Source organism: Pandoraea sp. SD6-2 (genome assembly GCF_000389825.1).
GTDB classification, from domain to species: Bacteria; Pseudomonadota; Gammaproteobacteria; order Burkholderiales; family Burkholderiaceae; genus Pandoraea; species Pandoraea communis.
The window spans coordinates 486,026-511,769 of record NZ_KB944423.1 but is presented as its reverse complement, the minus strand read 5'-3'; the positions used below and the strand labels follow the sequence as shown (position 1 = coordinate 511,769).

Sequence of the window (25,744 nt, the reverse complement as noted above, 5' to 3'; positions counted from 1 at the left end):
GCCCTGGGGCGGATGATGTAGGGAATTATGCAACCGTTTATCGCGGCGGTGCAACGCAGCATAACCCTGATATATGGCATTTCCGCATCATCGCTATAGTTTTAGCTTATTCCGCCGATTGTTATTAACTATCGTTGCTGCGGTGCAACAAACGAGGAGCAAAAAAAGCCCGCCGGATGGGGCGGGCTTTTCATCGATGACGCCAGCGGCGATCAGCGCAGCACTTTGGCGATGGCCGAAGCGACGACGTCGATGTTCTTGTCGTTGAGCGCGGCCACGCAGATACGGCCCGTGCTCACGGCATAGATGCCGAACTCTTCACGAAGACGCTCGACCTGATCGGCGGTGAGGCCTGAGTAAGAGAACATGCCGCGTTGCTTGATCACGAACGAGAAATCGCGTTGCACGCCATGGGCGCGCAGCTTCTCGACCAGTGTCAGACGCATGGCGCGGATGCGCTCGCGCATTTCGGCCAGTTCCTCTTCCCACATGGCGCGCAGTTCGGGGTTGCCCAGCACGGCGGCGACGACCGAGCCGCCGTGCGTCGGCGGGTTCGAGTAGTTGGTGCGGATCACGCGCTTGAGTTGCGAGAGCACGCGGGTCGATTCGTCCTTGCTGCCCGTCACGATGGACAGGGCGCCGACACGTTCGCCATACAGCGAGAACGACTTGGAGAACGAGCTGGACACGAAGAAGTTCAGGCCGGCGGCTGCGAACAGGCGCACCACGGCGGCGTCGGCGTCGATGCCGTCGCCGAAGCCCTGGTAGGCGATGTCAAGGAACGGCACCAGCTTGCGGGCCTTCACGACTTCCACCACCTGCGCCCACTGGTCCATCGTCAGGTCAACGCCCGTCGGGTTGTGGCAGCAAGCGTGCAGCACGACGATGGTGCCTTCCGGTTCCTTGCCGAGCATGTCGAGCATGCCCGGCAGGTTCACGCCGTGCGATTCGGCATCGTAATACGGGTACGAGACGACGTTGAAGCCGGCTTGCGTGAACAGGGCACGGTGGTTTTCCCAGCTCGGGTCGCTGATGGCGACGGTGGCGTTCGGGTTAAGTTGCTTGAGGAAGTCGGCGCCAATCTTGAGGGCGCCCGTGCCGCCCAGTGCCTGGGCGGTGATCACGCGGCCTTCGGCCAGCACGGGGGAATCCTTGCCGAACAGCATTTCCTGCACGGCCTTGTCGTACGCGGCAATGCCTTCGATCGGCAGATAGCCGCGCGGCAGACCCGCGGCGACGCGTTGTTCTTCCGCTGCTTTCACGGCCTTGAGCAGGGGCAGCTTGCCTTCCGCATTGAAATACACGCCCACACCCAGATTCACTTTTTCGGTACGGTGATCGGCGTTGTAGGCTTCGTTCAGGCCAAGGATGGGGTCGCGCGGGGCGAGTTCGACAGCGGAGAAGAGAGTCATTTCGACGGCTCGAGGCAGGTAGAAGGAAAATGCAGCGGGTCGGCCGCCACTTACGCGGGATCGGCCCAACGGGGTATTTTAGCGAAGATTGCCTGCGCTTGTGGTAAACGCCGCTTCGCAAAGCGTGAATTCATGCGATTTCGACACGAAAACTGCCACGGATTGCCAGAATTTGACGAAGTCTGAGCAAGGTGAACCGTGCGACTTCGCCGCAGGTTGCCGAGTGTGCTGCCGATGACCCCGTTGTCACCCATCGAACTCAGGGAATCGTCCGACGCGCTAGAATGCCAAATTACGTCTCTCATGCTCGCACCCCCGCCATGACCCCTGCGGCTGAACACGACCTCGACGAAAGCAAGTTCCTGACGTTCCCGGATTCTCCCTACCAACTCTATTGCCCGTTCCCGGCCGCCGGCGATCAGCCCGCGGCCATTGCGCAGTTGACCGAAGGCGTGGAGGACGGGCTCGCGTTCCAGACGTTGCTCGGCGTGACCGGTTCGGGCAAGACGTTCACGATGGCGAACGTGATCGCACGGCTTGGCCGCCCGGCCATCGTGTTTGCGCCTAACAAGACGCTTGCCGCCCAGCTTTACTCGGAGTTCCGAGAATTCTTCCCGCGAAATGCGGTGGAGTATTTCGTCTCGTACTACGACTATTACCAGCCGGAAGCGTATGTGCCGCAGCGCGATCTCTTCATCGAGAAGGATTCGTCCGTCAACGAACACATCGAGCAGATGCGTCTTTCGGCGACGAAGAGCCTGCTGGAGCGCCGCGATGTGGTGATCGTGGCCACCGTCTCCGCCATCTACGGTATCGGGAATCCGACCGAATACCACCAGATGATTCTGACGGTGCGTCAGGGCGACAAGATGGGCCAGCGCGACGTCATCGCGCGACTGATCGCTATGCAATACACGCGCAACGAAACGGACTTCGGACGGGGTACGTTCCGTGTGCGCGGCGACACCATTGATATCTTTCCGGCGGAGCACGCCGAACTGGCGTTGCGCGTCGAGCTGTTCGACGACGAAGTCGACACGCTGCAACTCTTCGACCCGCTCACCGGGCGCGTGCGGCAGAAAGTGCCACGATTCACGGTGTATCCGTCCTCACACTACGTGACCCCGCGAGATACGGTGCTGCGCGCCATCGAGACGATCAAGGCCGAATTGCGCGACCGGCTCGATTTCTTTTACAAGGAAAGCAAGCTGGTCGAGGCGCAGCGGCTGGAGCAACGCACCCGGTTCGATCTGGAGATGTTGCAGGAGCTGGGTTTCTGCAAGGGCATCGAGAACTATTCGCGGCATTTGTCCGGCGCCGCGCCGGGCGAGCCGCCGCCGACGCTTGTGGACTATTTGCCGCCCGACGCGCTGATGTTTCTCGACGAGTCGCACGTCCTCATCGGGCAGTTCAACGGCATGTACAACGGCGACCGGGCGCGCAAGGAAAATCTCGTCAACTACGGCTTTCGTCTGCCGTCGGCGCTGGACAACCGCCCGCTCAAATTTGCCGAGTACGAACGCAAGATGCGTCAGGCGATCTTCGTCTCCGCAACCCCGGCAGATTACGAGGCCAAGCGCACGGGCCAGGTGGTGGAGCAGGTGGTGCGTCCGACCGGGCTGATCGATCCGATCATCATGGTGCGTCCGGCACGTACGCAGGTGGACGACGTCCTCACGGAAATCAACAAGCGAGTGGCGGTGGGAGAGCGCGTGCTCGTCACCACGCTCACGAAGCGTATGGCGGAGCAACTCACCGAGTATCTGTCCGATAACGGTGTGAAGGTCCGTTATTTGCATAGCGACATCGATACCGTCGAACGCGTAGAGATCATCCGCGATTTGCGCTTGGGCGCATTCGACGTACTGGTCGGGATCAACTTGCTGCGCGAGGGGCTGGATATTCCGGAGGTGTCGCTCGTGGCGATTCTCGACGCGGACAAGGAAGGTTTTCTGCGCGCCGAGCGGTCATTGATTCAGACGATCGGGCGTGCGGCGCGCAACGTCAATGGAACGGCCATCCTGTACGGCGACAAGATGACCGACTCGATGAAGCGTGCGATCAGCGAGACGGAGCGTCGCCGTGCCAAGCAGATGGCGCACAACGAGGCGAATGGCATCGTGCCGACGGGGGTGAAGAAGCGCATCAAGGACATCATCGACGGTGTTTACGATCCGCAGGATGCCAAGGCGGAACTGGCCGAGGCCAAGGAGCAGGCGCACTACCAGGACATGTCGGAAAAGCAACTGGCGCGCGAGATCAAGAAGCTCGAGAAGCAGATGCAGGAACACGCCCGGAACCTGGAATTCGAGAAGGCTGCCAAGGTGCGCGATCAATTGCTGCACGTCAAGGCGCTGGTGTTCGGGACCGACGGCGCGAGCGAGGCGGAGCTGGGGCCGAAGATCTGATGGCCGCCTTGCACGGCGCAACGTCTGGATAACGCAATGAATCACGCCTCCGTTCTTTTTGTTTGCATGGGCAACATCTGCCGTTCGCCCAGCGCCGACGGCATTTTTCGTCATCGTCTGGTCGAGGCCGGGCTGGCGGATCTGATCGTTGTCGATTCGGCCGGCACGCATAGCTATCACATCGGCCATGCGCCCGATGCCCGCACGCAGGCGGCGGCGCAACGGCGCGGCTACGATTTAAGCGAACTGCGGGCGCGTCGCGTCGAAACTGGCGACTTCGCGCACTTCGACTGGATCGTGGCGATGGACGACGCGAATGTCGCAGAACTCACGGCGCGTTGTCCGGCTGAGTATCGTCACAAGATTGTGCGGTTGATGGACTTTGCGGCGCGTCACGATGCCACCGAAGTCCCCGACCCGTATTACGGTGGCGCGCAAGGCTTCGAGACCGTGCTCGACTATATTGAAGACGGTCTCGATGGCCTGCTCGCGCGACTGAAAAAGGGCGCCTGAGACGCGCATTCCCACGGGGGAGGGGGCGTGAGGTGTGGCTGTACATCTTTCGCGACACGTGCCGGTGGGGCTATCATTCGCTCCAGCACCGGTACGGTGGCGCCGGTTCGGCGCGATCTTCGATGACCACGATATGCTTAGGTATCCCCGGTTTTGCCTCAGCACTCCCGTCTCTTTTCTCCCGTTCTTCAATCGATGCTCAATTCGCTCAATTCGTACTGGCGTAAATGGCGCGCCTCTCGTCACGCCGGCCATCAGCTCGACGAACTGCTTGCACACGCCGACCCATCTGCGCCGCTGGCCGTCCGTAATCAATGGCTGATCGAATTGGCGCATTGGGTGCAAAAGCGTGGCGCGCTCGTCAATGAAGTGGAAGTGCGCGAGGCGGGCGAGGCGGCGCGTTATCGTCCGCATACCCGCCTGCGCTATCTGCTGCAAATGCTCGACCGGAATCCGGCATGGCGTTTGCCTGTTGCTCGCACGCTGCGTAGTGTCATTCACGAGAGCGACGCGATTTCGTTGCTGTGCGATACGGGCTTGCCCGTGCGGCCGGGATTTTGGGGCGCGCTGGTCGAGCGTATCGAGAAGGCGCTGATTCCGCCGCCGCCGACACGACGCGATCTCTCCGCGTTGTGCTCGCTCATGTTCCCCGACGGCGACGCGGCCGATTGGATCGCCGCCATGCCCCCCGAACTGCTGGTCGATCTCATCGCGCTGCTGCATTACGGCGAGGACGAGGATGACGACGCCGACTGGAATCCGTTCGCCGACGATCTGCTTGCCGCAATGCATCACCTCGTCGACCAGATTGCGTCGACCGGGCTGTCGCAGGCGGTGCGTTCCCGTCTGACATATCCGCGTGCCACCGAATCGCCGTTCTACCGGCTCGGACGCGCCATGCAGGAACTCGAAGATGCCGGGCAGGCGTTCGCGCATGGTGCGCCGCCGTCACAGCACTTCGTGCAGCACATCAACGTGTTTCGCGCATTGCTCGACGATTGCGGCCGCGCGGCGCGTCAGGTGTATGCGCATCTCGACGAGAACGGCGTGAGCGTGGATATCGTGTTTCAGGTGGAGCGGGCCAAGGCGCGTATTCGCCGGCTCGAGCGTCTGCTCGAGGCGTGGCTGACCCAGGCCGATGAGGATCGCGCTACGGCGCGCGTGCGACTGTTCGCCGATCTGGTGCGCGCGAATCGGGCGAGCCAGAGCGTGGGTGAACTGGCACGGACCTCGTTCGGACTGCTGGCGCGCAAGGTCGTGGAGCGCAGTGCCGAGACGGGCGAGCACTACATCGCCCGCAATCGCAGCGAATACTTCGCCATGTTGAAGATGGCCTGCGGCGGTGGCCTCGTGACGGTGGTGACCGTCTACGTGAAGTTCCTGATTGTGAGCATGCACCTGCCGACCGTTGTCGAGGGCTTCCTCGCCGGTGCCAACTACGCGCTTTGCTTTCTTTTCATGCACTTTTGCCACTTCACACTGGCGACCAAGCAGCCTGCAATGACGGCACCGGCCATCGCCAGCAAGCTTGACGACGTGGACACGCCCGCTGGCATGGACGCCTTCGTCGGCGAGGTGATCGCCCTCGTGCGTACGCAGGCGGCGGCCATCTTCGGCAATCTGGCGATGGTGTTTCCGTTCTGCCTGCTGGTGCAGTGGGCGGTGTCGGCGGCGCTGGGTATGAATACGATTTCGCCCGAAAAGGCTCACGCGACGCTCACGTCGTTCTCGATTTTTGGTGTCACACCGCTCTTTGCGATCCTGACCGGGGTGCTGCTGTGGTTCTCGAGTCTGATTTCGGGCTGGGCGGACAACTGGTTCGCGCTACACGGCATCGGGGATGTGCTGGCCTACAACCGGCGTCTGCGCTTCGTCTTCGGCCGCAATGGCGCGGCGCGGCTGGCGGATGGGTGCCGTCGTCACATCGCCCCTGTGCTTGGGAATCTGACCCTCGGCTTCATGCTGGGGCTGGTGCCGGCCGTGTTGACAGCGTTCGCGCTGCCATTCGAGGTGCGCCACGTGACGTTGTCGACAGGCTCGATTGCCACCTCCATTGGGGTGCTGGGCATCCCGGTGCTGCACGATTCGGCCCTTTGGCTGGCGGTGGCTGGTGTCGGGTCGATGGCCCTGCTCAACGTTGGCGTCAGTTTTGCGTTAGCATTCCACATGGCGCTCCGATCACGTCCACTGCGATTGGGCGACCGCCGGCAAATCCATCGCGCCATCTGGCGCGCCGTGCTGCGCAATCCTCTGGTGCTGTTGTTCCCTCTGCGCTCCCCGCAGATGGATGCCCGTCCCGAAAAATAAGAAATTTCACGAACGGGTGAGGGAACTTCCGCAAAAAATGGGCCAGAAGTACTTGACTAAATTCGTAGGGAATTTATACTTGACGAAAATAGTCGAGATTAATCCCCTGCATCATCATGAGACTTACCACGAAAGGCCGTTTCGCCGTTACGGCGATGATCGACCTGGCCATGCGCCAGGACGCGGGTCCCGTGACGCTTGCGGGCATTAGTCAGCGTCAGCGAATTTCCCTCTCTTACCTGGAACAGTTGTTCGGTAAGCTGCGCCGCCACGAGATCGTGGAGAGCGTGCGCGGGCCGGGCGGCGGTTACAGCCTTGCGCGTCGAGCGGAAGAAGTGACGGTTGCTGACATCATCATTGCGGTCGACGAACCGCTCGATGCCACCCAGTGCGGCAGCAAGGGCAACTGCGAGAAGGGCCAGGACGGCCATCGCGGCCACTGCATGACGCACGAGCTGTGGGCGACACTCAACCAGAAGATGGTCGAGTATCTCGATTCCGTTTCGCTGCGCGACCTTGTCGAGCAGCAACGTAGCAAGCAGGCCCAGCAGGCCGTTCTGCGCGACACCCGCGAGTCCGGCACCAACAGCCAGACCATCGCTACGCGCATTCCCAATTCGGTCTTCGATATGGCCCGTTCATAACAGGCGCCACGGCACGATCCTGGAGCACCCCATGAAAAACGACACCCTCAACCTCCCCATCTATATGGACTACAGCGCCACGACGCCGATTGACCCGCGCGTCGTGGACAAGATGTTGCCCTACCTGCGCGAGCAGTTCGGCAACCCGGCATCGCGCAGCCACTCGTTCGGCTGGGCTGCCGAGCAAGCCGTGGAGGAGGCGCGCGAGGAAGTCGCCAAGCTGGTGAACGCCGATCCGCGCGAGATCGTCTGGACGTCGGGCGCCACCGAGTCGAACAATCTCGCCCTCAAGGGCGCAGCGCACTTCTACCAAGGCAAGGGCAAGCACCTCGTCACGGTGAAGACCGAGCACAAGGCCGTACTCGATACGATGCGCGAGCTTGAGCGCGAGGGCTTTGAAGTCACGTATCTGGACGTGAAGGACGACGGTCTGCTCGATCTGGACGTTTTCAAGGCGGCATTGCGTCCGGACACGATCCTCGTCTCGGTCATGGCCGTGAACAACGAAATCGGCGTCATTCAGGATATCGGCACTCTCGGTGAGATCTGCCGCGAGAAGGGCATCATTTTCCACGTTGACGCCGCCCAGGCGACCGGGAAGATGCCGATCGATCTGGACAAGCTGAAGGTCGACCTGATGTCGTTCTCGGCGCACAAGACGTATGGCCCGAAGGGTATCGGCGCGCTGTATGTGCGTCGTAAGCCGCGTGTGCGTATCGAGGCACAGATTCACGGCGGCGGTCACGAACGCGGTATGCGTTCGGGTACGCTGGCCACGCACCAGATCGTCGGCATGGGCGAGGCGTTTCGTCTCGCACGTGAAGAAATGGCAGCAGAGAACGAGCGCGTGCGTATGCTGCGCGATCGTCTGCTGCGCGGTCTGACGGAAATGGAAGAGGTGTATGTGAACGGCGACATGGAACAACGTGTGCCGCACAACCTGAACATCAGCTTCAATTTTGTCGAAGGCGAATCGCTGATCATGGCGATCAAGGATGTCGCGGTGTCGTCGGGTTCGGCGTGCACGTCGGCCTCGCTGGAGCCTTCGTACGTATTGCGTGCCCTGGGTCGTAACGACGAACTGGCGCACAGCTCGATTCGCTTCACCGTGGGTCGTTTCACGACCGAGCAGGAAGTCGACTACGTGGTCGAACTGCTCAAGGGCAAGATCGGCAAGCTGCGCGATCTGTCGCCGCTGTGGGAAATGTACAAGGACGGGGTCGATCTGAAATCGATCCAGTGGGCCGCACACTGAGCATTCAAGGAGTTAGCCATGTCGTACAGCAAGGAAGTTCTGGATCACTACGAAAACCCGCGTAACGTTGGCTCGTTCGAAAAGGGCGACGACGCTGTCGGTACCGGTATGGTCGGTGCCCCGGCTTGCGGTGACGTGATGAAGCTGCAGATTCGTGTGAACGAAGCCGGCGTGATCGAAGACGCCAAGTTCAAGACCTACGGCTGCGGTTCGGCGATTGCTTCGTCGTCGCTCGTGACCGAGTGGGTCAAGGGCAAGACGCTGGATCAGGCGCTCGACATCAAGAACACCCAGATCGCGCAGGAACTGGCGCTGCCGCCGGTGAAGATTCACTGCTCGATTCTGGCCGAAGACGCCATCAAGGCGGCCGTGGCCGACTACAAGCAGAAGCACGGCCAGTCGGCCGAGCCGGCAAAAGCTGCCTGAGCGGCACGACGGATAAAGGAATCGGCACGATGGCCATTACATTGACCGAGAAGGCCGCGCAGCACGTTTCGCGTTATCTGACGCGGCGCGGCAAGGGCGTAGGCCTGCGGCTGGGCGTGAAGACGACCGGTTGCTCGGGCCTGGCCTACAAGCTGGAGTACGCCGACGACGTGGCGGGTGAAGACACGGTCTTCGAGAGCCATGGCGTGAAGGTGATCGTCGATCCGAAGAGCCTGCCGTACATCGACGGCACCGAACTGGACTTCGCGCGCGAAGGCCTGAACGAAGGGTTCCGCTTCAATAATCCGAACGTCAAGGATGAGTGCGGCTGCGGCGAGTCTTTCCGCGTCTGACGCCGCGCCGTTGCGCGAGATCGTCGGTTTTCGGCAAGACGATGAAGGCCAATGGGTCGCGCGACTGGCGTGTGGGCATGGGCAACATGTCCGGCATCTTCCCCCGTGGCAGATCCGGACGTGGACGCAAACTCCCGCAGGCCGTGAAGCGATGCTCGGCACCACACTGCCCTGTCGCAAGTGCGAACGCGGCGAGCCAGCGGAGGCGTGAAGCGCGTCGGGTGCGCTGAGTATGTTAGGCGACGCAGTGAGATCGCAGCGGACGCCGTCAACGACGGCAGACGTGGCGAGAGCCTGCCGGGCGGTGAGCAGTAGCGTAGGCAGCAAGGCGGCGCGAGCCGCTTTTTTTACGGGCCGAAGGCGGGTGGCGTGACGCGACGGCATATCGCATCGACGCCCGTGACGAATGAAGAGTGCGCGATGAGTGCGTTGACTGACAACTATTTCACGCTGTTCGATTTGCCGCAGCGCTTTGCGCTCGATACCGAGGCGCTCGAGACGGCTTACCGTGCCGTGCAATCGCGCGTGCATCCGGATCGATTCGCGAGCGCGAGCGACGCCGAACGGCGCGTGGCCATGCAATGGGCTGCGCAGGCGAACGCTGCCTATCGCACGTTACGCGACCCGTTACAGCGCGCGACGTACCTGCTTACGCTGCAAGGCATCGATGTGGGCGCGGAAAACAACACCGCGATGGCCCCCGATTTTCTGATGCAGCAGATGGAGTGGCGCGAAGCGATCGACGACGCCGTCGCTGCACGCAATATCAACGCCCTCGAAGCGCTCGCCCGGTCTCTGCGTGATGATCGTCGCGTGCGGCTCACCAAGCTGGGCGACTGGCTCGAGAGCAGCGCATGGCAGCCGTCGGCGGAAGCCGTGCGGCAACTGATGTTCATTGCGCGCGCCGAAGACGACATCGCGCAGCGCATCGAAATGCTGGAAAACGCGTGACGGCCCGGTGCGGCGCCGTCACATGTCATTGAGAACTGCTTGAGAACAGGGTGCACGCGCGAGCGCGTCGCCCGCATTGCAAAGTCATGGCCCTTCTGCAAATTTCCGAACCCGGCATGTCCCCTGCGCCGCACCAGCGGCGGCTCGCCGTGGGCATCGACCTGGGCACGACGCATTCGCTCGTGGCCTCCGTGCGCAGCGGTGTGGCCGAAGTCCTCCCCGACGACCAGGGCCGCGTGCTGCTGCCGTCCGTCGTGCGTTATCTGGGCGGTCACCGTACCCAGATCGGCCACGACGCCAAGGCGGCTGCGGCTACCGATCCGCGTAATACCATCGTCTCCGTCAAACGCTTCATGGGCCGGGGTCTGGCCGATGTCGCTCACGCCGATAATGCGCCGTACGAATTCGTCGACGCGCCCGGCATGGTGCAGATGACAACCGCAGGTGGCGTGAAGAGTCCGGTGGAAGTGTCTGCCGAAATTCTGGCCACACTGCGTCAGCGCGCCGAAGACACGCTCGGCGACGATCTGGTGGGCGCCGTGATTACCGTGCCCGCGTACTTTGACGACGCGCAGCGTCAAGCCACCAAGGACGCCGCGCGTCTGGCCGGCCTCAACGTTCTGCGTTTGCTCAATGAGCCGACGGCAGCGGCGATTGCGTACGGGCTCGACAATGGGGCGGAAGGCCTTTACGCCGTCTACGATCTGGGCGGCGGCACGTTCGATATCTCGATTCTTCGTCTGACGAAGGGCGTGTTCGAAGTGCTCGCTGCGGGCGGCGATTCCGCGCTCGGCGGCGACGACTTCGATCAGGTGATCTTCCGCTGGGTGCTGGAAGCCGCCGGTCTCGACGCCGCCTCGCTCACGCCCGAAGACGTACGCGGCCTTCTCGATCATGCGCGCACCGCGAAGGAAGCGCTGACCGATGCCGAACAGGCCCCCATCTCGCTTGCGCTGTCTGGCGGGCGCAACGTTGCGCTGCAACTCACGCGCGAGCAATTCACCGCGCTTGGCGCGCCGCTCGTGCAACGCACGATCGGCCCGATGCGCAAGGCGTTGCGTGATGCCGGCATGGGGCAGGAAGACGTGAAGGGCGTTGTCCTCGTGGGAGGCGCGACGCGCATGCCGCAAGTGCGCGCGGCCGTCGCAGGCTTCTTCGGCCGTGAGCCGCTGATCGATCTCGATCCGGATCAGGTGGTGGCGCTCGGCGCCGCCGTGCAGGCCAACTTGCTGGCCGGCAACCAGGCGGAAGGGGACGACTGGCTGCTGCTCGATGTTATTCCGCTCTCACTCGGTGTCGAGACGATGGGCGGCCTTGTCGAAAAAATCATCCCGCGTAACGCGACGATTCCGGTGGCCCGTGCCCAGGAATTCACCACCTTCAAGGACGGCCAGACGGCGATGGCCATTCACGTGCTGCAAGGCGAGCGCGAACTGGCCTCGGATTGCCGCTCGCTGGCCCGGTTCGAGCTGCGGGGCATTCCGCCGATGGCGGCCGGTGCGGCGCGTATTCGCGTGACGTATCAGGTCGACGCCGACGGGCTGCTTTCCGTCTCGGCACAAGAAGTGCATTCGGGCGTGGCGGCCTCCATCGAGGTCAAGCCGTCGTACGGTCTGGCAGACGACGACATTTCGCGCATGTTGCAGGACAGCTTCGGTTCGGCCGAACAGGACATGCGTGCACGCGCGCTGCGTGAGCAGCAGGTGGAAGCCGAGCGTCTGCTGGTGGCGATCGATAGCGCTTTGCAGGCCGACCCGGAATTGCTCGATGCCGGTGAGCGCGCCAAGATCGATGGCCTGCTGGCCGACTTGCGCCAGAAGGCCTCTGGTGACGATCAGACCGCGATCAAGGCAGCGACCGAAACGCTCTCGCACGCGACGGACGAGTTTGCCGCACGCCGCATGGACAAGAGCATCCGCGCAGCGCTGGCCGGCCGGCGCGTGGCGGACATCGACAAACTGTAAGACACACACGGAAATTCAAAGTTATGCCTCAAATCGTTGTATTGCCTCACGTCGAGCTGTGCCCGGAAGGCGCCGTGCTGGAAGTTCCGACGGGCATCTCCGTGTGCAGAGCACTGCTGGACAACGGCATCGAGATCGAGCATGCGTGCGAGTTGTCGTGCGCGTGCACCACGTGTCATGTGATCGTGCGCGAGGGCTTCGAGTCGCTGGCGCCGGCGGAAGACGAAGAGGAAGATCTGCTCGACAAGGCCTGGGGCCTTGAGCCGACGTCGCGCCTGTCGTGTCAGGCGCTGGTGCCTGCCGACGGGGATCTGGTTGTCGAGATTCCGAAGTACACGATCAACCACGCCAAGGAAAATCACTAAGCAACGCCGTTGGCGTCGTGTGGTGACAAGTCAGGAGAAAAGGAGCCTGCCCATGAAATGGACTGACATTCAAGACATCGCGATTGCGCTTACCGAGGCCCATCCCGATATCGATCCGCAGTACGTTCGCTTCACCGACCTTCACCAATGGGTGATGGCGCTCGACGGTTTCGACGATTCGCCGGACCGTGCCGGTGAAAAGGTGCTGGAAGCCATTCAGATGGCGTGGATCGACGAAGTCTGACGACTGTCTATCGCGTTGGAATCAACGATTCCGCCAAAACAAAAGCCGCTCTGTTGAGCGGCTTTTGCGTTTTCTGCGATGCGGGTTACGGCAGACATCGATGATGAGGCATCGGCTGCCGCGATCATCCCGCGCGCACTAGCCCGTTGTTCTCGAGGCGCACACGGTCGCCCGGCTGCACGCCCGGTGCCGACTGATACGTCCAGTAGCGCGTCGTGCCGGTGTCCATGCGCACATACACACGATAGACAGTCTCGGAGCGCACGCGCTTCTCGACTTCGTTGCCGGCCAGACCACCGCCCAGTGCGCCGACCACCGTCATTGCGGTACGGCCGTTACCGGCGCCGAACTGATTGCCCAGCAGACCACCCGCGACTGCGCCACCGACGGCGCCCAGACCTGAAGCGCTACCCTGCGTGCGGATCGGTTCGATCGACTGCACGGTGCCGCACGTCGAACACGTTGCCGCCCGTTGCTTGGCGGGCGCTTCTGACGTTTGTGCGTACGACCGCTGCGGGGCAGGGGCACGTTGTGCCGGCGCCTGCGGCGGCGCGTACTGCGCTTGTTGGGGCGGTTGCTGCGGTGCCTGTTGCAAGGCCTGCTGCGGTGCTTGTAACGGCGCCTGTTGCGAGGCTTGCGGCTGCGCCTGCGGCGATTGCAGCGAAGGCGATGACGGTTGTGCCGCCGAGGTCAGTGCGTACTGCGAATTGTTGCTGGTCGGCGTGGGGCCATCCGTACTCTTGGCCACAGGCAGCACGCCTGTGATCGCGGCGACGCCGAGCAGACTGACGACGACGATACTGCCGGCAGCCGCAGCGGCCAGGGGATGCATGCGACGCGGTTGCAGATCGTTATCCATGTTGTTTTCTCCATCGTGCGGTTGTTGCGAACCCCTTTCTACGTGCTGGCGGGCACGGGCGTTTCGCATGAGAAAAGTTTCCGTCAAGGCAAGCGCGGCGTACGTTTCATTTTGTAACGCGATGTAAGATGTGCATCGTAGCGACACCTCCTCAGGTGCGCTGCAATGGCAGGATAAGTCTATGAGATATATGGAGATTTTCCTAGGGTGACGGCATTCCTCGCACCCGTCGTGAGGGCGTGTCTTAACAAATGAAACAAGTCGTGCGGGAGGGCAGACGTGAATCGTCAGGCGACGTCATCCGATGGGGCCGTGGGCCGTGTAGCTGTTAGCGGTGACGTTGACGATGCAGTTGATTGCACTGCATGTGCGGCGGTGGTGGCGCGCGCATAATGGCACGTATTGTCTGTGAACGTCATTTTCGTCTATTTGCGCCAACGTTATGATCGATACATTGCCCCCGCTGGATACTCCGTTCGATGTGGCCGCCCATCCGCACGTCTATCCGTATGTGGTGCAACGCACCTGGGTCGACACGAATGATCCGGCGGGCGACGTCAGCGAGCCGTTTTCCGACGACGTTTTCGTCACGCTCGTGCTCGATGGCCCGACAGGGCTGCGCCGGTTGCAATCCCAGGATCTGCATGACGCCGGTCTGACGTTCGAAGCGGCGTTTGCGCAAGCGGCATCGAACCTCTCGCGCGCCTGGTCGGCGCGGCACTTCGAGTTTGGCATTGCCCGGCTGGACGACGGTACCCTGATCGGTGGCTGTCGCGGTAACTGGATGGCACCTGCAGGCGGTCTGGTGCTGGGCAATCTCTACCAGTCGATGGTCGAACACTTCGACGTGGACGAGTTTGCCGCCGTCGCCGTTAATCGCACATTTCTTCTCGCATTTCCGACCGACACGAAGACGCTGTCCTCGCTCGCGCTACGCCAGTTGGTGGAGGAAGGCGCGAGCGGTGCGATTCTGCCCATCTCGCGTCGCTGGCTGCGACTGGATGGCGACTGGCCGTCCGCTTATCGCGGTGAACAGGTATTTTAGAAATATTTTGCGCCGGTTGGCGCGGGGGATGGCCTCGGCACCGGCGCGCTCGAATTCGGCGAAGGCGCACGTGTTCGATCAGCCACGCGGGGCCATGCAATACAAGATTCCGCGCAAGGTCATAGGCGTAGCTATCACCCTTGGCGAGCAAGGCGAGGGCGCAGAGGTCAAGCACGCCTTTTTCAGTGCGCGGCCACGCGGCGAGACTTAACGTGCTTGGTTTTCCAAACTCCGAGGACAAAAAAATGCCGCAGCGCCCTGACGAGGGCTGCGGCATTTTCATGGTGACCGTAGTGCGAGGCGAGGGGACCCGCCTGCTGCCCTGCGATCAGTCTTCGCGGCGCAGGTGCGGGAAGAGCAGCACGTCGCGAATGTTGGGGCTGTCGGTGAGCAGCATGATCAGACGGTCGATGCCAATACCGCAGCCGCCCGTGGGGGGCATGCCGTATTCGAGCGCCCGAATGTAATCGGCGTCGTAATACATGGCTTCTTCGTCGCCGGCGTCCTTTTGCTCGACTTGCGCCCGGAAGCGGGCAGCCTGATCTTCCGGATCGTTCAGTTCCGAGAATCCGTTTGCGATCTCGCGCCCCGTGATGAACAGCTCGAAGCGCTCGGTGATGCCCGGCAGCGTGTCCGATGCGCGTGCCAGCGGCGAGACTTCCACCGGGTAGTCGATGATGAAGGTCGGCTCCCACAATTGGCTCTCGGCCGTCTCTTCGAACAACGCCAGTTGCAGCGCGCCCAGACCGGCGTTCTTGAACTGAGGCGCATCGACCTTCACGCCGTACTTGCCCAATGCGCCGCGCACGAAGTCGATATCGGCCAGTTGCGCGTCGGTGAACTCCGGCGCGTACTTGCGGATGGCTTCGACGATCGTCAGGCGATGGAACGGCTTGGACAAGTCCAGTTCGCGACCCTGATACTGGATGGTTGCGGTGCCGCGCGCATCGATCGCCGCATTGCGGATCAGCGATTCGGTGAAGTCCATCAGCCAACGGTAGTCCGTATAGGCTGCATAAAACTCCATCATCGTGAATTCCGGATTGTGGCGCGGCGACACGCCTTCATTGCGGAAGTTACGGTTGATCTCGAACACACGCTCGAAACCGCCGACGATCAGGCGTTTCAGATACAGTTCCGGCGCGATACGCAGATACATTTGCATGTCGAGCGCGTTGTGATGCGTAATGAACGGCTTGGCTGCGGCGCCGCCCGGGATCGGGTGCAGCATCGGGGTTTCGACTTCCATGAAGTCGGCGTCCGTCATGTGCTTGCGGATCGAGGCGATGGCCTTGGCGCGAGCGCGGAACGTGCTGCGCGTCTCGGGCGAGGTGATCAGGTCGACGTAGCGTTGACGGTACTTCGTTTCCTGATCCGACAAACCGTGGAACTTGTCCGGCAGCGGGCGCAGGGCCTTGGCGAGCAGGCGCAGCTCCTTCACCTTAACCGACAGTTCGCCGGTGCGCGTGCGGAACAGCGTGCCGGTTGCGGCGATGATGTCGCCGATGTCCCAGCCCTTGAAGGCAGCCATGGAATCGGTGCCGACGTCGTCACGGCCGATGAAGAACTGGATCTGACCGCTGCCGTCCTGCACCGTGGCGAAGGCGGCCTTGCCCATCACACGCTTGAGCATCATGCGCCCGGCCACCGACACGGGAATGGGTTCGGCTTCGAGCGTTTCGTTATCCACGTCCTGGAAGCGCGCCTGCAGATCGCCGGCCTGATTCTCGGGACGGAAATCGTTCGGGAACGCGACGCCGTTGGCGCGCAGTGCCTGCAGCTTCTCGCGACGCTCCGCGATGAGCTTGTTGTCGTCCTGCGGCAGGTCGCCAGCCGGAGTGGCCGTTTGGGCCGGAGTGTTTTGATCGGTCATGATGCGAGCGATGAGGTTATTCGGTAAAACGTAGCGTGTGCAGCAGGGCATTCTTGAGCGAGCCGTCGGGCGCGCCCAGCCAGATCAGTTCGGTGCGATCCTGATGCGCTCCGGCATTGGCCGCCGCACTCGGGTCTCGCACGAACAGCGCCGCGATCGCCTGTGAGCGCGGCTCATACAAAATGTGGACGTACTCGCTAGGGCAGTCGTGCGGCTTGCAGCTTTGCACCAGCAACCAGGGCTTGCCGGCCACACTCACGCGTTGCGACGGCGTCGACGTACCCCCCTGACGCACCCACGCGGGAACACCGCGCGGCGCGACAATGCGCGCATACGCGCCCGAGAAGTCCGGGCGCTTGAGCAGTTCATGCAGGTACGGTCCCGTCTCGGGATTTGCACCGGGTGCGCCCGGCGTGCTGGCCGGGGCAGCAATGGCGGCGCGCTGCATGCACAACGCACTCACCACCCACACGGCTAGCGTGCGGACAAACGCCATTCCTTACACTCCCTGCTTGAGACTCGCGGAGATGAAGTCGTCCAGGTCGCCGTCGAGTACCTTGCCGGTATTGCCGGTTTCCACCCCAGTGCGCAGGTCCTTGACGCGCGACTGGTCGAGCACGTACGAGCGAATCTGATGGCCCCAGCCCACATCGGTCTTGCTCGACTCCAGCTTGTCCTGCTCGGCGCGACGCTTGCGCATCTCGTGTTCGAACAGGCGCGAGCGGAGCATGTCCCATGCTTCGGCGCGGTTGCGGTGCTGCGAACGGTCGTTCTGGCAGGCCACGACGATGCCGGTCGGGATGTGCGTCAGACGAACAGCGGAGTCGGTCTTGTTGATGTGCTGACCGCCTGCACCGGAGGCGCGATACGTGTCGGTGCGCACGTCGGCCGGATTGATGTCGATGTCGATCGAATCGTCCACTTCCGGATACACGAACAGGCTGGCGAACGACGTGTGGCGACCGCCCGACGAGTCGAACGGCGACTTGCGCACCAAACGATGCACGCCGGTTTCCGTACGCAGATAGCCGTAGGCGTAGTCGCCAGTGACCTTCAGCGAGGCGCTCTTGATGCCCGCGACGTCGCCGTCCGACACTTCGAGCACTTCGGCCTTGAAGCCCTTGCGTTCGCAATAGCGCAGGTATTGGCGCAGCAGCATGCCGGCCCAGTCGTTGGCCTCGGTGCCGCCGGCGCCGGCCTGGATGTCGATGAAGCAGTTGTTCGGATCGGCCGGGTTGTTGAACATCCGGCGGAACTCCATCTCGCCCACGCGTGCGGCGAGACCCTGCGTGTCGCTCTCGAGCGCCAGCAACGAGTCTTCATCGCCCTCGTCGCGGGACATTTCGAACAGTTCCTGCGTATCGGAAAGGCTGGCGTCGAGTTCGGTCAGGTTGGTGACGATGCTGTCGAGCGCCTTCTTTTCCTTGCCCAGTGCCTGCGCACGCTTGGAATCGTTCCAGATGTTGGGGTCTTCGAGTTCTTTGTTGACTTCAATCAGGCGAGCTTGCTTGACATCGAAGTCAAAGATACCCCCTGAGCTCGCCAACGCGGGTGCGCAGGTCGGCGAGCAGGGATTCAAGGGCGTTAAGGCGTTCGGCTTCCATGAGCTATGACGGTTGCGAATTCGGGAAAACCGCAATTATAGCGCAGCGAAGCCCCCATTCCCCCTACATTTCAGGGATATCTCAGCGTGCGGCGCGACGCAGACCGAAGGCGTCGCGGGCGTAGCCGGCGTCCGCGAGCGACGTGTCGTCGAACGAGGCGAGGGCTTCCGCCTGCAACGTCTGCTCATAGTGCTGGCGCCATTGATCGACGGCGCGGAAGAACAGGCCGAGCGGCGTGACCGGCGCAGCCACCACCGGTGTGAAGGCGTTGACTTGGGCAGCGGCGGACAGAGGGCGGAGCATGATGTGACTTCCTTCGGGAGTGGCGATGGACTGACCGGGGCGGGATGCCGTGGCAGACGTCGCACTAGGGATAACCCGAAGCTTATGCCTTTCCGTTGCGCTAAAAAAGTGAAATGTTGAGGCGCTTTTGTTCACTATTATTGAAGTGTTGCCGCTCGTCGCTTAACATGGGGCGATTCGATCCAATTCCTGTTGTCTGCGGCCTGGCCCGGGAGACGTTCATGGATTTTCTGCAACTTCAGACCTTCAAGGCCATCGTCGACGAAGGCAGCGTGCTTGGCGCTGCCGAAGCACTGCACTGTGTGCAGTCGAACGTCACGGCGCGCATCCGGGCGCTGGAACACACGGTAGGCGTCAAGCTCTTTCACCGGCAGGGGCGACGTCTGCAACTCACCCCGAGCGGGCGCACGCTGCTGGGCTATGCGGAGCGGATTCTGGCACTCGCGCGCGAGGCCAGCGCGGCGCTCAATCCGGCCAGCGAGCCGTCCGGCGACTTTTCGCTGGGGGCCATCGAGTCGTCGGCGACGTCGCGCTTGCCTGCGGTGCTGGCGCGGTTCCATGCCGCGTATCCGAAGGTTCGTTTGAATCTGGTGACCGATACGTCGCTCAATTTGCTCGACGAGATCCAGCACGGCCGTGTCGACGCCGCCCTGATTGCGGGCACGGCCTGCCTCGAAGCTCAGGCGCAGGCCGTTGTCGTGTCCGATGAGGTCTACCGCGAGCCGATCGTGTTGGTGGCGCCGGCGCGGGCGGGACGGGTGCTCGAAGCGTCGGACCTGTCGGGTGCCACGCTCCTGATGTGGCCGCCGGGCTGTCCGTATCGCGCCACGATGGAGCAATGGCTGGCGGCGAATGCCGTCACGCCGGGCCGCATTCTGAGCTATGGCAGTTACGCGACCATCGTGGCTTGTGTCGGCGCGGGCGTGGGTTACTCACTCGTGCCGCGCGGCATCTATCTGCGATACCGGCAGGAGGCGAACATCGTGGGACATGCGATGGAGGACCTCGCTGCCGTGCCGAACTTCTTCGTCCGGCATCGCGGTGTCGACGTGCATCCTGCGCGCGAAGCCTTCCTGCGCGTGATGCACGAGTACGTCGCCGAGGCGCAGCCCGCGTAGTTTTCCAGCCAGACGGGAACGCAGGCGAGTCGTTGCGTGAAGTGCTCGCCGGGGGCGGCGAGTCTGACACGGTGCGCTGCGGATCTGCAAGCGCTTCGCGTCGCGTCAGGCCTGCGCGTGCTCGACGATCATCTGCACGCGCGACACGCCGTTGAAGGTGTCTGCGGCCAGTCGATACGCGAACCGCGCACGGCTTGGCAACGTGTCGGCGTGATTGAACCAGATGGCATTGAAGCGCATGCGTCCACGACCGAGTTGCAGCTTCAGGTGCTTGTCCTTGAGGATGGCTTGCGAGAGCACATCGAACTCGCCCGAGAACACCGGTGGCGGGAAGCCTTGCCCCCACACTTGCGCGTCGAGCAACGCGACGAACGGTGGCACGAAGCACTCGTCGCCAATGTCGCCATCCGTTTCGATCACCCGAGACAGTGTCTTCTCGTCGAGCCATGCCTGTCCAACCGCCTCGAATGCCGCCTGAAAGCGCGGCAGGGCGTCGGCAGCTATCGTGAGGCCAGCGGCCATCGCATGACCGCCAAACTTGCCGATCAGGCCCGGTTCGCGTTTCGTGACCAGATCGAGCGCGTCGCGCAGGTGGAAACCGGGAATCGAGCGGCCGGAGCCCTTGATCTGCCCGTCGTCGCCTGGGGCGAACACGATGGTCGGACGATAGAACTTCTCTTTGAGGCGCGCGGCAACGATTCCGATGACGCCCTGATGCCACGTTTCGTTGAAAGCGCAGAGCGTGGTGGCGGCGCGAGGATCGAAGCGCGCCAGGTCGGCCAGCGCTTCCTGCTGCATTCCGGCTTCGATTTCGCGGCGTTCGCGATTCATTGCATCGAGTTCTTGCGCGAGTGTCCACGCGCGGCCGTCGTCGTCCGTGAGAAGACACTCGATGCCGAGCGACATGTCGGCGAGGCGTCCGGCGGCGTTCAGGCGCGGGCCGAGGCCGAAGCCCAGATCGAAGCTGCCTGCCTGCCGTGCATTGCGGGCGGCCGCGCGAAAGAGGGCGTTGATGCCCGGATGCATGCGGCCTGCGCGCATCCGCGAAAGTCCCTGCGCCACCAGAATGCGGTTGTTGGCGTCAAGTTTGACGACGTCCGCGACCGTGCCCAGTGCGACCAGATCGAGCAATGCGTCGAGACGGGGTTGTTCGCGCGCATCGAACGCGCCGCGTGCACGCAACTCGGCCCGAAGCGCGAGCAGGACGTAGAACATCACGCCGACACCGGCCAGATTCTTGCTCGGGAATTCGCAGCCCGGCTGGTTCGGGTTGACGATGCAGCGCGCGTTGGGCAATTCGCTGCCGGGCAAGTGGTGATCCGTCACCACGACTTCGATGCCGAGCGCCTGCGCGGCAGCCACGCCGTCGAGGCTGGCAATGCCGTTGTCGACCGTGATCAATACGTCGGGTGGCCCTTGTTTGCCTCGCGCGGCCAACGCCACGATTTCGGGCGTCAGGCCGTAGCCGTATTCGAATCGGTTCGGCACCAGATACTCGACCTTCGCACCGAACATACGCAGACCGCGCACGGCCACGGCGCAGGCGGTTGCGCCGTCGCAATCGTAATCGGCCACCACCAGCATGCGTTTGCCTGCGGCGATAGCGTCGGCAAGGAAAACGGCGGCGTCTTGCGCCCCTTTGAGCTGTGCGGGCGGTATCAGGCGGGCGAGCGCCGTTTCCGTCTCGGCGCTCTCGGCCACCCCGCGCGAGGCGAACAGGCGGGCGAGTACCGGGTGGACGCCGTCGCGCGAGAGGGCGTCGGCCGTCGCGTCGTCGACATGGCGGGTGACGATGTCGGTCATGCCACTTCCTCGCCAAGCCGGGCGAGCGGCACCATGCAGGCGCCGAGCGGCTGTCGGCGCCAGAACTTGCGCAGGTCGCTGCTGCGCGAGCGGATCGTCACGCTGTGGCTGTCGCCGCACAAAGTGAGTGCGACTTCGCGCGCTTGCCCCTTGGCGATGCGCTCAAGCGCGGGTGCCAGCCACATGCGGTCGATGTCGACGAGGGCATCGCGCCAGCGCGCCCAGTCTTCCACGAGGAAATACGGCGTGAGGGTGTCGATCTGCACAAGGGTGCGGCCGTCTGCGGCGGCGAGACCGGCGTCGGTGCCGTGCAAGGCGATTTGCAGGTGGGTGGCCAGGCCGCGTGTCGCGGGGTCGTCCGCCAGAATGGTCACGCAAGGCCGGTTCAGACGCGGGGCGGCGATACGCTGGCCCCCGGCGTACAGCCAGAGGGCATTGACCGGCGGCAGGCGGCGTGCTTCGCGAGCCTGATTGGCCGGATGGTCGTACCAGGCCATCTGCACTTCGTTCTGCCACTTGCGCCACGTCAGTTCGGCCTTGCCTTGCGGCAGCCAGATATCGACGTTCCGGCCGGCAGCCCGCGCGGGCGACGCGGTGAGCAGGTCGCCCAGCGCCGGCGCGCTCAGATACCACCGGTCGGGACGCGGGGCGATCAGCTCGGCGCCTTCCTCGGCAAACAGCGCGTGCGCCGTGGTGAAGAGGGCCGCCGATTCCTCGGCGCTCAGCGCCAGTTCAGACGGGGCCGTCAGCACCAGATGGTCGGTGGCGATATGGATGTGCGCGGGCTGCGCGCAGTACCAGAAGCGGGTGTCGAGCGTGCCGCTGTCTTCCAGCAGCATGAAGGGGGCTAGTGGCGCGCGCGAGGGCCCGCCGGGCAGGCCAAAGGCGTCGGCCAGCCAGCGTTCATGCGGCAGCGTGGGAACAAACGGGTCTTCCGGCACGTCTTGCGCCGACTGGACGCCGCGCGCGAGCAACTTTTCGAGCGCGGGCAACTCCAATCCGGCCAGCAGTGCGGGCAAGTGGGCCGACGCGGGCAGCGCGAACGGCAAGAGAAAGTGCAAGGCAGGTGTATCCATGTCGAGGCGAATTGTATGGCAAACTTCGCGCTGGCAGTTGGGTGACCCTGACGTCAGGTACGGAACGTAGCGTCCTTCGCGCCGGGCAGGGGCCGGGTGCGGAGCCCGGACGCCAGTGCAGACCGGCGCCGCTACGCTCCGATCGATCCTTATCAAGAATCAGGAATCCGTTTGAAATTCCCATACGAATGGCAGATCGGCTGGCGCTATACGCGCACCGGCAAGCGATCATCCGGCAACGGTTTCATTTCCTTCATTTCCTTCATCTCCATGGCCGGCATTGCGCTGGGCGTGGCAGCGCTCATTGTGGTGCTCTCGGTGATGAACGGCTTTCAGAAGGAAGTTCGGGACCGCATGCTCTCCGTGCTGGCACACATCGAGGTCTTCGCCGTCGACGGCAATCTGCCCGACTGGCAGCGCACGGCCGCCGAGGCGCTACAGAACAAGAACGTCATTGCTGCCGCTCCCTATGTGGGCGAGCAGGCCATGCTCACGCGTGACGACAACGTGCGCGGCGTGGTGCTGCGCGGTATCGTTCCCAGCGAGGAAGCCAAGGTTTCCGATCTCGGCAAGCAGATTACGGACGGCACGCTCGCCAACCTGACACCGGGCGGCTTCGGTATCGTGCTCGGACGCGAACTGGCCCGGGCGCTGGGGGTGACCATCGGCGACAAGATCACACTGGTGGCGCCACAGGGAACCATTACCCCGGCCGGGGTGCTACCGCGCGTGAAGCAATTCACCGTGGTGGCCATCTTCACGGCGGGACACTATGAATACGACAGTTCGCTCGCGCTCATCGATCTGCACGACGCCGAGACGCTGTTCCGTCTTGATGGCCCGACGGGCGTGCGTCTGAAAATTCAGGACATGGAGCAGGCGCCGCTTGTCGCGCGTGACCTTGCCAAGACGCTGACCGGCAACATGTGGGTGCGCGACTGGACGCAGCAGAACAAGAACTGGTTCATCGCCGTGCAGACCGAAAAGCGCATGATGTTCATCATCCTGACGCTCATCATCGCCGTGGCCGCTTTCAATCTGGTGTCCTCGCTCGTGATGACGGTGACCGACAAGTACGCGGATATCGCTATTCTGCGCACGCTCGGCGCACAGCCCGGTTCGATCATGAAGATCTTCATCGTGCAGGGCGTGACCATCGGCTTCGCCGGGGCGTTGCTCGGGGTGGCGCTGGGCTGTCTGGTGTCGGTCAACATCGGCACCATCGTGCCGTTCATCGAGCGCTTGCTTGGCATACACTTCCTGCCGCAAGACATTTACTTCATCTCCGAATTGCCTTCGGATCTGCAATCGACGGACGTGATCCGCATCGGGGTGATTTCCTTCATCCTTTCCGCGCTTGCGACGATCTACCCGAGCTGGCGTGCTTCGCGTGTCAAGCCGGCGGAGGCCCTGCGCTATGAATGACGCCAACAAACCCATGGCTCCCGTGTCGAACCTTGCTTACGACGGCCCGGTGCTGAGCGCGCGCGATCTCCACAAGACGTTCCGGCAAGGCGAACTGAATGTGACGGTGCTCAGCGGCGCGAGTCTCGACGTGTTACCTGGTGAGAAGGTGGCGATCGTGGGCGCGTCGGGGTCGGGCAAGAGCACGCTGCTGCATGTGCTGGGCGGACTCGACGACCCGTCGCGTGGCGAGGTGTCGCTGCTGGGCAAGCCGTTCTCGTCGCTCAAAGAGCGGGACAAGACGGCACAGCGCAATCGGTCGCTCGGCTTTGTCTATCAGTTTCACCATCTGCTGGCCGAATTCTCGGCGCTCGATAACGTGGCGATGCCGCTGCGGATTCGTCGCTTGCCGACCGAGCAAGCGCGCAAAACGGCGCAGGCGATGCTTGAGCGCGTCGGGCTGGGCCCGCGCGTGAAGCATCGCCCGTCGGAGCTGTCGGGGGGCGAACGTCAGCGCGTGGCGATGGCGCGAGCCCTCGTGACGCAGCCGGCTTGCGTGCTGGCCGATGAGCCGACCGGCAACCTTGACGGCCACACCGCCGAGACAGTGTTCGAACTGATGCTCGAGTTGTCCGAGACGCTGAAGACCAGCTTCGTGATCGTGACGCACGATATCGATCTGGCCCGTCGTTGCGATCGCGCGTTGCGGCTGCGCGAAGGCGTGCTCGAACCGGCCTGAACATCGGGCGAGCGCGCTGGCCCCCGATGTCGGGCGAAATTGGCGAAGCGCCGGGGGATCCCCGGCGTTTTGCTTTTCAGGCGCGAGCGAAGCAACGTCAGTTTCGGCAACGTCCTAGACTGTAACGCGGTGTTTTCCGATGGTCATCAACGGCGCGGCGTGCGAGCCTTGTCATCGACCCGTAGAATTGACGCTCAAGGACACCTGACCATGTGGATCGATACCCATTGCCATCTCGATGCGGCCGAGTTTGACGCCGACCGTGCGACTGTAATTGCCGACACTGCCGCTGCGGGCGTGGTGGGGTTGGTGGTACCCGCTGTTGAATGCGCGACGTTCGACGCGGCGCGCGCTGCTGCCGGGGCGATCTCCGGCGGCGCCTATGCGCTGGGCATTCACCCGCTCTACACGCCGCGTGCGCGTGATGAAGACATTGCCACGTTGCGTCGCGCCGTCGAGCGGGCGATGGGCGATCCGCGTTTTGTCGGTATCGGCGAGATCGGGCTGGATTTTTTCGTCAGGACGCTTGATCCCGAGCGTCAGCAGTTCTTCTACGTCGAGCAATTGAAGATCGCGCGCGACTTCGATTTGCCCGTCATCCTTCATGTACGCCGCTCACAGGATGCATTGCTCAAGCAACTGCGCATCTTCACGCCGCGCGGCGGTATCGCTCACGCCTTTAACGGCAGCCGCCAGCAGGCGGATATGTTTGTCGAGCGCGGCTTCTGCCTGGGGGTTGGCGGTCAGATGACGTTCGATCGTGCCTTACAGATTCGTCGTCTCGCGGTGGACGTGGCGCTCGATGCCCTCGTGCTGGAGACCGACGCGCCCGACATTGCGCCGGCGTGGCGTTACAAGCAACGCAATAGCCCGGTCGAACTGCCACGCATCGCGCAGGTGCTGGCGGATCTTCGCGGCGTGTCGATCGACGCGCTGTCGAAGGCGACGTGTGCCAATGCGTGGCGCGTGCTACCGCGTCTGCCAGGGGCCATGGCCATGACCCCCGGTGACGGGCCTGCCGCAGACATCTCCCTCATCTCCAACGAACCTGCGCGCTGACGCTGCGGCGTTGCGCGGT

The 25,744-nt window shown here is 63.1% G+C and carries 25 protein-coding genes; 17 read left to right on the top strand and 8 right to left on the bottom strand.

Going from position 1 to position 25,744, the window contains the following annotated elements; all coding sequences use genetic code 11:
• Positions 1 to 212: 212 nt before the first annotated feature.
• Positions 213 to 1,412, bottom strand: coding sequence for an amino acid aminotransferase (locus C266_RS02390; RefSeq protein WP_010807468.1), 1,200 nt, complete (start codon positions 1,410 to 1,412; stop codon positions 213 to 215).
• A gap of 320 nt (positions 1,413 to 1,732) precedes the next feature.
• Here C266_RS02390 and uvrB point away from each other — a divergent pair, with 320 nt between their 5' ends.
• From uvrB to iscX, 12 genes are all read left to right on the top strand, one after another.
• On the top strand, positions 1,733 to 3,820 hold the full coding sequence (gene uvrB, locus C266_RS02385) for an excinuclease ABC subunit UvrB (protein WP_010807467.1): 2,088 nt from the start codon (positions 1,733 to 1,735) through the stop codon (positions 3,818 to 3,820).
• A gap of 36 nt (positions 3,821 to 3,856) precedes the next feature.
• Entirely contained in the window at positions 3,857 to 4,333 is a 477-nt protein-coding gene (locus C266_RS02380; RefSeq protein ID WP_010807466.1) for a low molecular weight protein-tyrosine-phosphatase, read from the top strand.
• A gap of 195 nt (positions 4,334 to 4,528) precedes the next feature.
• Positions 4,529 to 6,640 (top strand): site-specific recombinase, encoded by a 2,112-nt coding sequence (locus tag C266_RS02375; RefSeq protein ID WP_010807465.1) that lies wholly within the window; start codon positions 4,529 to 4,531, stop codon positions 6,638 to 6,640.
• Positions 6,641 to 6,756: 116 nt separating this feature from the next.
• Positions 6,757 to 7,284, top strand: coding sequence for a Fe-S cluster assembly transcriptional regulator IscR (gene iscR / locus C266_RS02370; protein WP_010807464.1), 528 nt, complete (start codon positions 6,757 to 6,759; stop codon positions 7,282 to 7,284).
• Between the two features lie 31 nt (positions 7,285 to 7,315).
• On the top strand, positions 7,316 to 8,539 hold the full coding sequence (locus tag C266_RS02365) for an IscS subfamily cysteine desulfurase (RefSeq protein WP_010807463.1): 1,224 nt from the start codon (positions 7,316 to 7,318) through the stop codon (positions 8,537 to 8,539).
• A gap of 18 nt (positions 8,540 to 8,557) precedes the next feature.
• Entirely contained in the window at positions 8,558 to 8,965 is a 408-nt protein-coding gene (gene iscU, locus C266_RS02360) for a Fe-S cluster assembly scaffold IscU (protein ID WP_010807462.1), read from the top strand.
• A gap of 29 nt (positions 8,966 to 8,994) precedes the next feature.
• Positions 8,995 to 9,318 carry an iron-sulfur cluster assembly protein IscA gene (iscA, locus tag C266_RS02355; protein WP_010807461.1) on the top strand — a complete coding sequence of 108 codons (324 nt, stop codon included), beginning with the start codon at positions 8,995 to 8,997 and terminating at the stop codon, positions 9,316 to 9,318.
• Positions 9,284 to 9,529, top strand: a complete 246-nt coding sequence (locus C266_RS26535) for a DUF3565 domain-containing protein (protein WP_081636112.1) — start codon at positions 9,284 to 9,286, stop codon at positions 9,527 to 9,529. The genes iscA and C266_RS26535 overlap by 35 nt, the downstream gene beginning before the upstream one ends.
• A gap of 209 nt (positions 9,530 to 9,738) precedes the next feature.
• Positions 9,739 to 10,269: a Fe-S protein assembly co-chaperone HscB gene (gene hscB / locus C266_RS02350; RefSeq protein WP_010807459.1), complete on the top strand. Its 531-nt coding sequence runs from the start codon at positions 9,739 to 9,741 to the stop codon at positions 10,267 to 10,269.
• Between the two features lie 86 nt (positions 10,270 to 10,355).
• Positions 10,356 to 12,233, top strand: a complete 1,878-nt coding sequence (hscA, locus tag C266_RS02345) for a Fe-S protein assembly chaperone HscA (protein WP_010807458.1) — start codon at positions 10,356 to 10,358, stop codon at positions 12,231 to 12,233.
• Between the two features lie 23 nt (positions 12,234 to 12,256).
• Entirely contained in the window at positions 12,257 to 12,598 is a 342-nt protein-coding gene (gene fdx, locus C266_RS02340; RefSeq protein WP_010807457.1) for an ISC system 2Fe-2S type ferredoxin, read from the top strand.
• Positions 12,599 to 12,650: 52 nt separating this feature from the next.
• Positions 12,651 to 12,842 (top strand): Fe-S cluster assembly protein IscX, encoded by a 192-nt coding sequence (iscX, locus tag C266_RS02335; protein ID WP_010807456.1) that lies wholly within the window; start codon positions 12,651 to 12,653, stop codon positions 12,840 to 12,842.
• Positions 12,843 to 12,966: 124 nt separating this feature from the next.
• Here the strand turns inward: iscX and C266_RS02330 are convergent, their stop codons facing one another.
• Entirely contained in the window at positions 12,967 to 13,701 is a 735-nt protein-coding gene (locus tag C266_RS02330) for a glycine zipper 2TM domain-containing protein (RefSeq protein WP_010807455.1), read from the bottom strand.
• Positions 13,702 to 14,143: 442 nt separating this feature from the next.
• Between C266_RS02330 and C266_RS02325 the strand changes: the two genes are divergently transcribed.
• Positions 14,144 to 14,746 carry a hypothetical protein gene (locus C266_RS02325; RefSeq protein WP_010807454.1) on the top strand — a complete coding sequence of 201 codons (603 nt, stop codon included), beginning with the start codon at positions 14,144 to 14,146 and terminating at the stop codon, positions 14,744 to 14,746.
• Between the two features lie 328 nt (positions 14,747 to 15,074).
• Here the strand turns inward: C266_RS02325 and lysS are convergent, their stop codons facing one another.
• The 4 genes from lysS to C266_RS02300 form a co-directional block, all read right to left on the bottom strand.
• Complete coding sequence (lysS, locus tag C266_RS02315) at positions 15,075 to 16,619, bottom strand: lysine--tRNA ligase (protein ID WP_010807452.1); 1,545 nt, start codon at positions 16,617 to 16,619, stop codon at positions 15,075 to 15,077.
• 16 nt (positions 16,620 to 16,635) lie between these two features.
• Positions 16,636 to 17,115 (bottom strand): Ivy family c-type lysozyme inhibitor, encoded by a 480-nt coding sequence (locus C266_RS25980; protein WP_010807451.1) that lies wholly within the window; start codon positions 17,113 to 17,115, stop codon positions 16,636 to 16,638.
• Positions 17,116 to 17,118: 3 nt separating this feature from the next.
• Positions 17,119 to 18,223 (bottom strand): peptide chain release factor 2 gene (gene prfB / locus C266_RS02305; RefSeq protein WP_174977150.1). Its coding sequence is split into 2 segments (ribosomal slippage): positions 17,119 to 18,150 and positions 18,152 to 18,223, totalling 1,104 coding nucleotides; the frame shifts between segments, so codons are not numbered across the junction.
• Between the two features lie 81 nt (positions 18,224 to 18,304).
• Entirely contained in the window at positions 18,305 to 18,526 is a 222-nt protein-coding gene (locus C266_RS02300) for a hypothetical protein (protein ID WP_010807449.1), read from the bottom strand.
• Positions 18,527 to 18,747: 221 nt separating this feature from the next.
• On the opposite strand from C266_RS02300, the gene C266_RS02295 reads away from it, so the two are divergent.
• A complete protein-coding gene (locus tag C266_RS02295) occupies positions 18,748 to 19,644 on the top strand; it encodes a LysR family transcriptional regulator (protein WP_010807448.1) in 897 nt (298 codons plus the stop codon).
• A 105-nt stretch (positions 19,645 to 19,749) separates the two neighbouring features.
• On the opposite strand, the gene recJ is transcribed toward C266_RS02295, so the two are convergent.
• Entirely contained in the window at positions 19,750 to 21,447 is a 1,698-nt protein-coding gene (recJ, locus tag C266_RS02290) for a single-stranded-DNA-specific exonuclease RecJ (RefSeq protein ID WP_010807447.1), read from the bottom strand.
• The gene (locus C266_RS02285; RefSeq protein WP_010807446.1) at positions 21,444 to 22,523 is read right to left on the bottom strand and encodes a hypothetical protein; all 1,080 of its coding nucleotides are present in this window, start codon (positions 22,521 to 22,523) and stop codon (positions 21,444 to 21,446) included. The genes recJ and C266_RS02285 overlap by 4 nt, the downstream gene beginning before the upstream one ends.
• Positions 22,524 to 22,694: 171 nt before the next feature.
• Between C266_RS02285 and C266_RS02280 the strand changes: the two genes are divergently transcribed.
• The 3 genes from C266_RS02280 (at position 22,695) to C266_RS02270 (ending at position 25,725) form a co-directional block, all read left to right on the top strand.
• Positions 22,695 to 23,948, top strand: coding sequence for a lipoprotein-releasing ABC transporter permease subunit (locus tag C266_RS02280; protein ID WP_010807445.1), 1,254 nt, complete (start codon positions 22,695 to 22,697; stop codon positions 23,946 to 23,948).
• Complete coding sequence (lolD, locus tag C266_RS02275) at positions 23,941 to 24,666, top strand: lipoprotein-releasing ABC transporter ATP-binding protein LolD (RefSeq protein WP_010807444.1); 726 nt, start codon at positions 23,941 to 23,943, stop codon at positions 24,664 to 24,666. The genes C266_RS02280 and lolD overlap by 8 nt, the downstream gene beginning before the upstream one ends.
• Positions 24,667 to 24,876: 210 nt before the next feature.
• A complete protein-coding gene (locus C266_RS02270) occupies positions 24,877 to 25,725 on the top strand; it encodes a TatD family hydrolase (protein WP_010807443.1) in 849 nt (282 codons plus the stop codon).
• Positions 25,726 to 25,744: the final 19 nt, after the last annotated feature.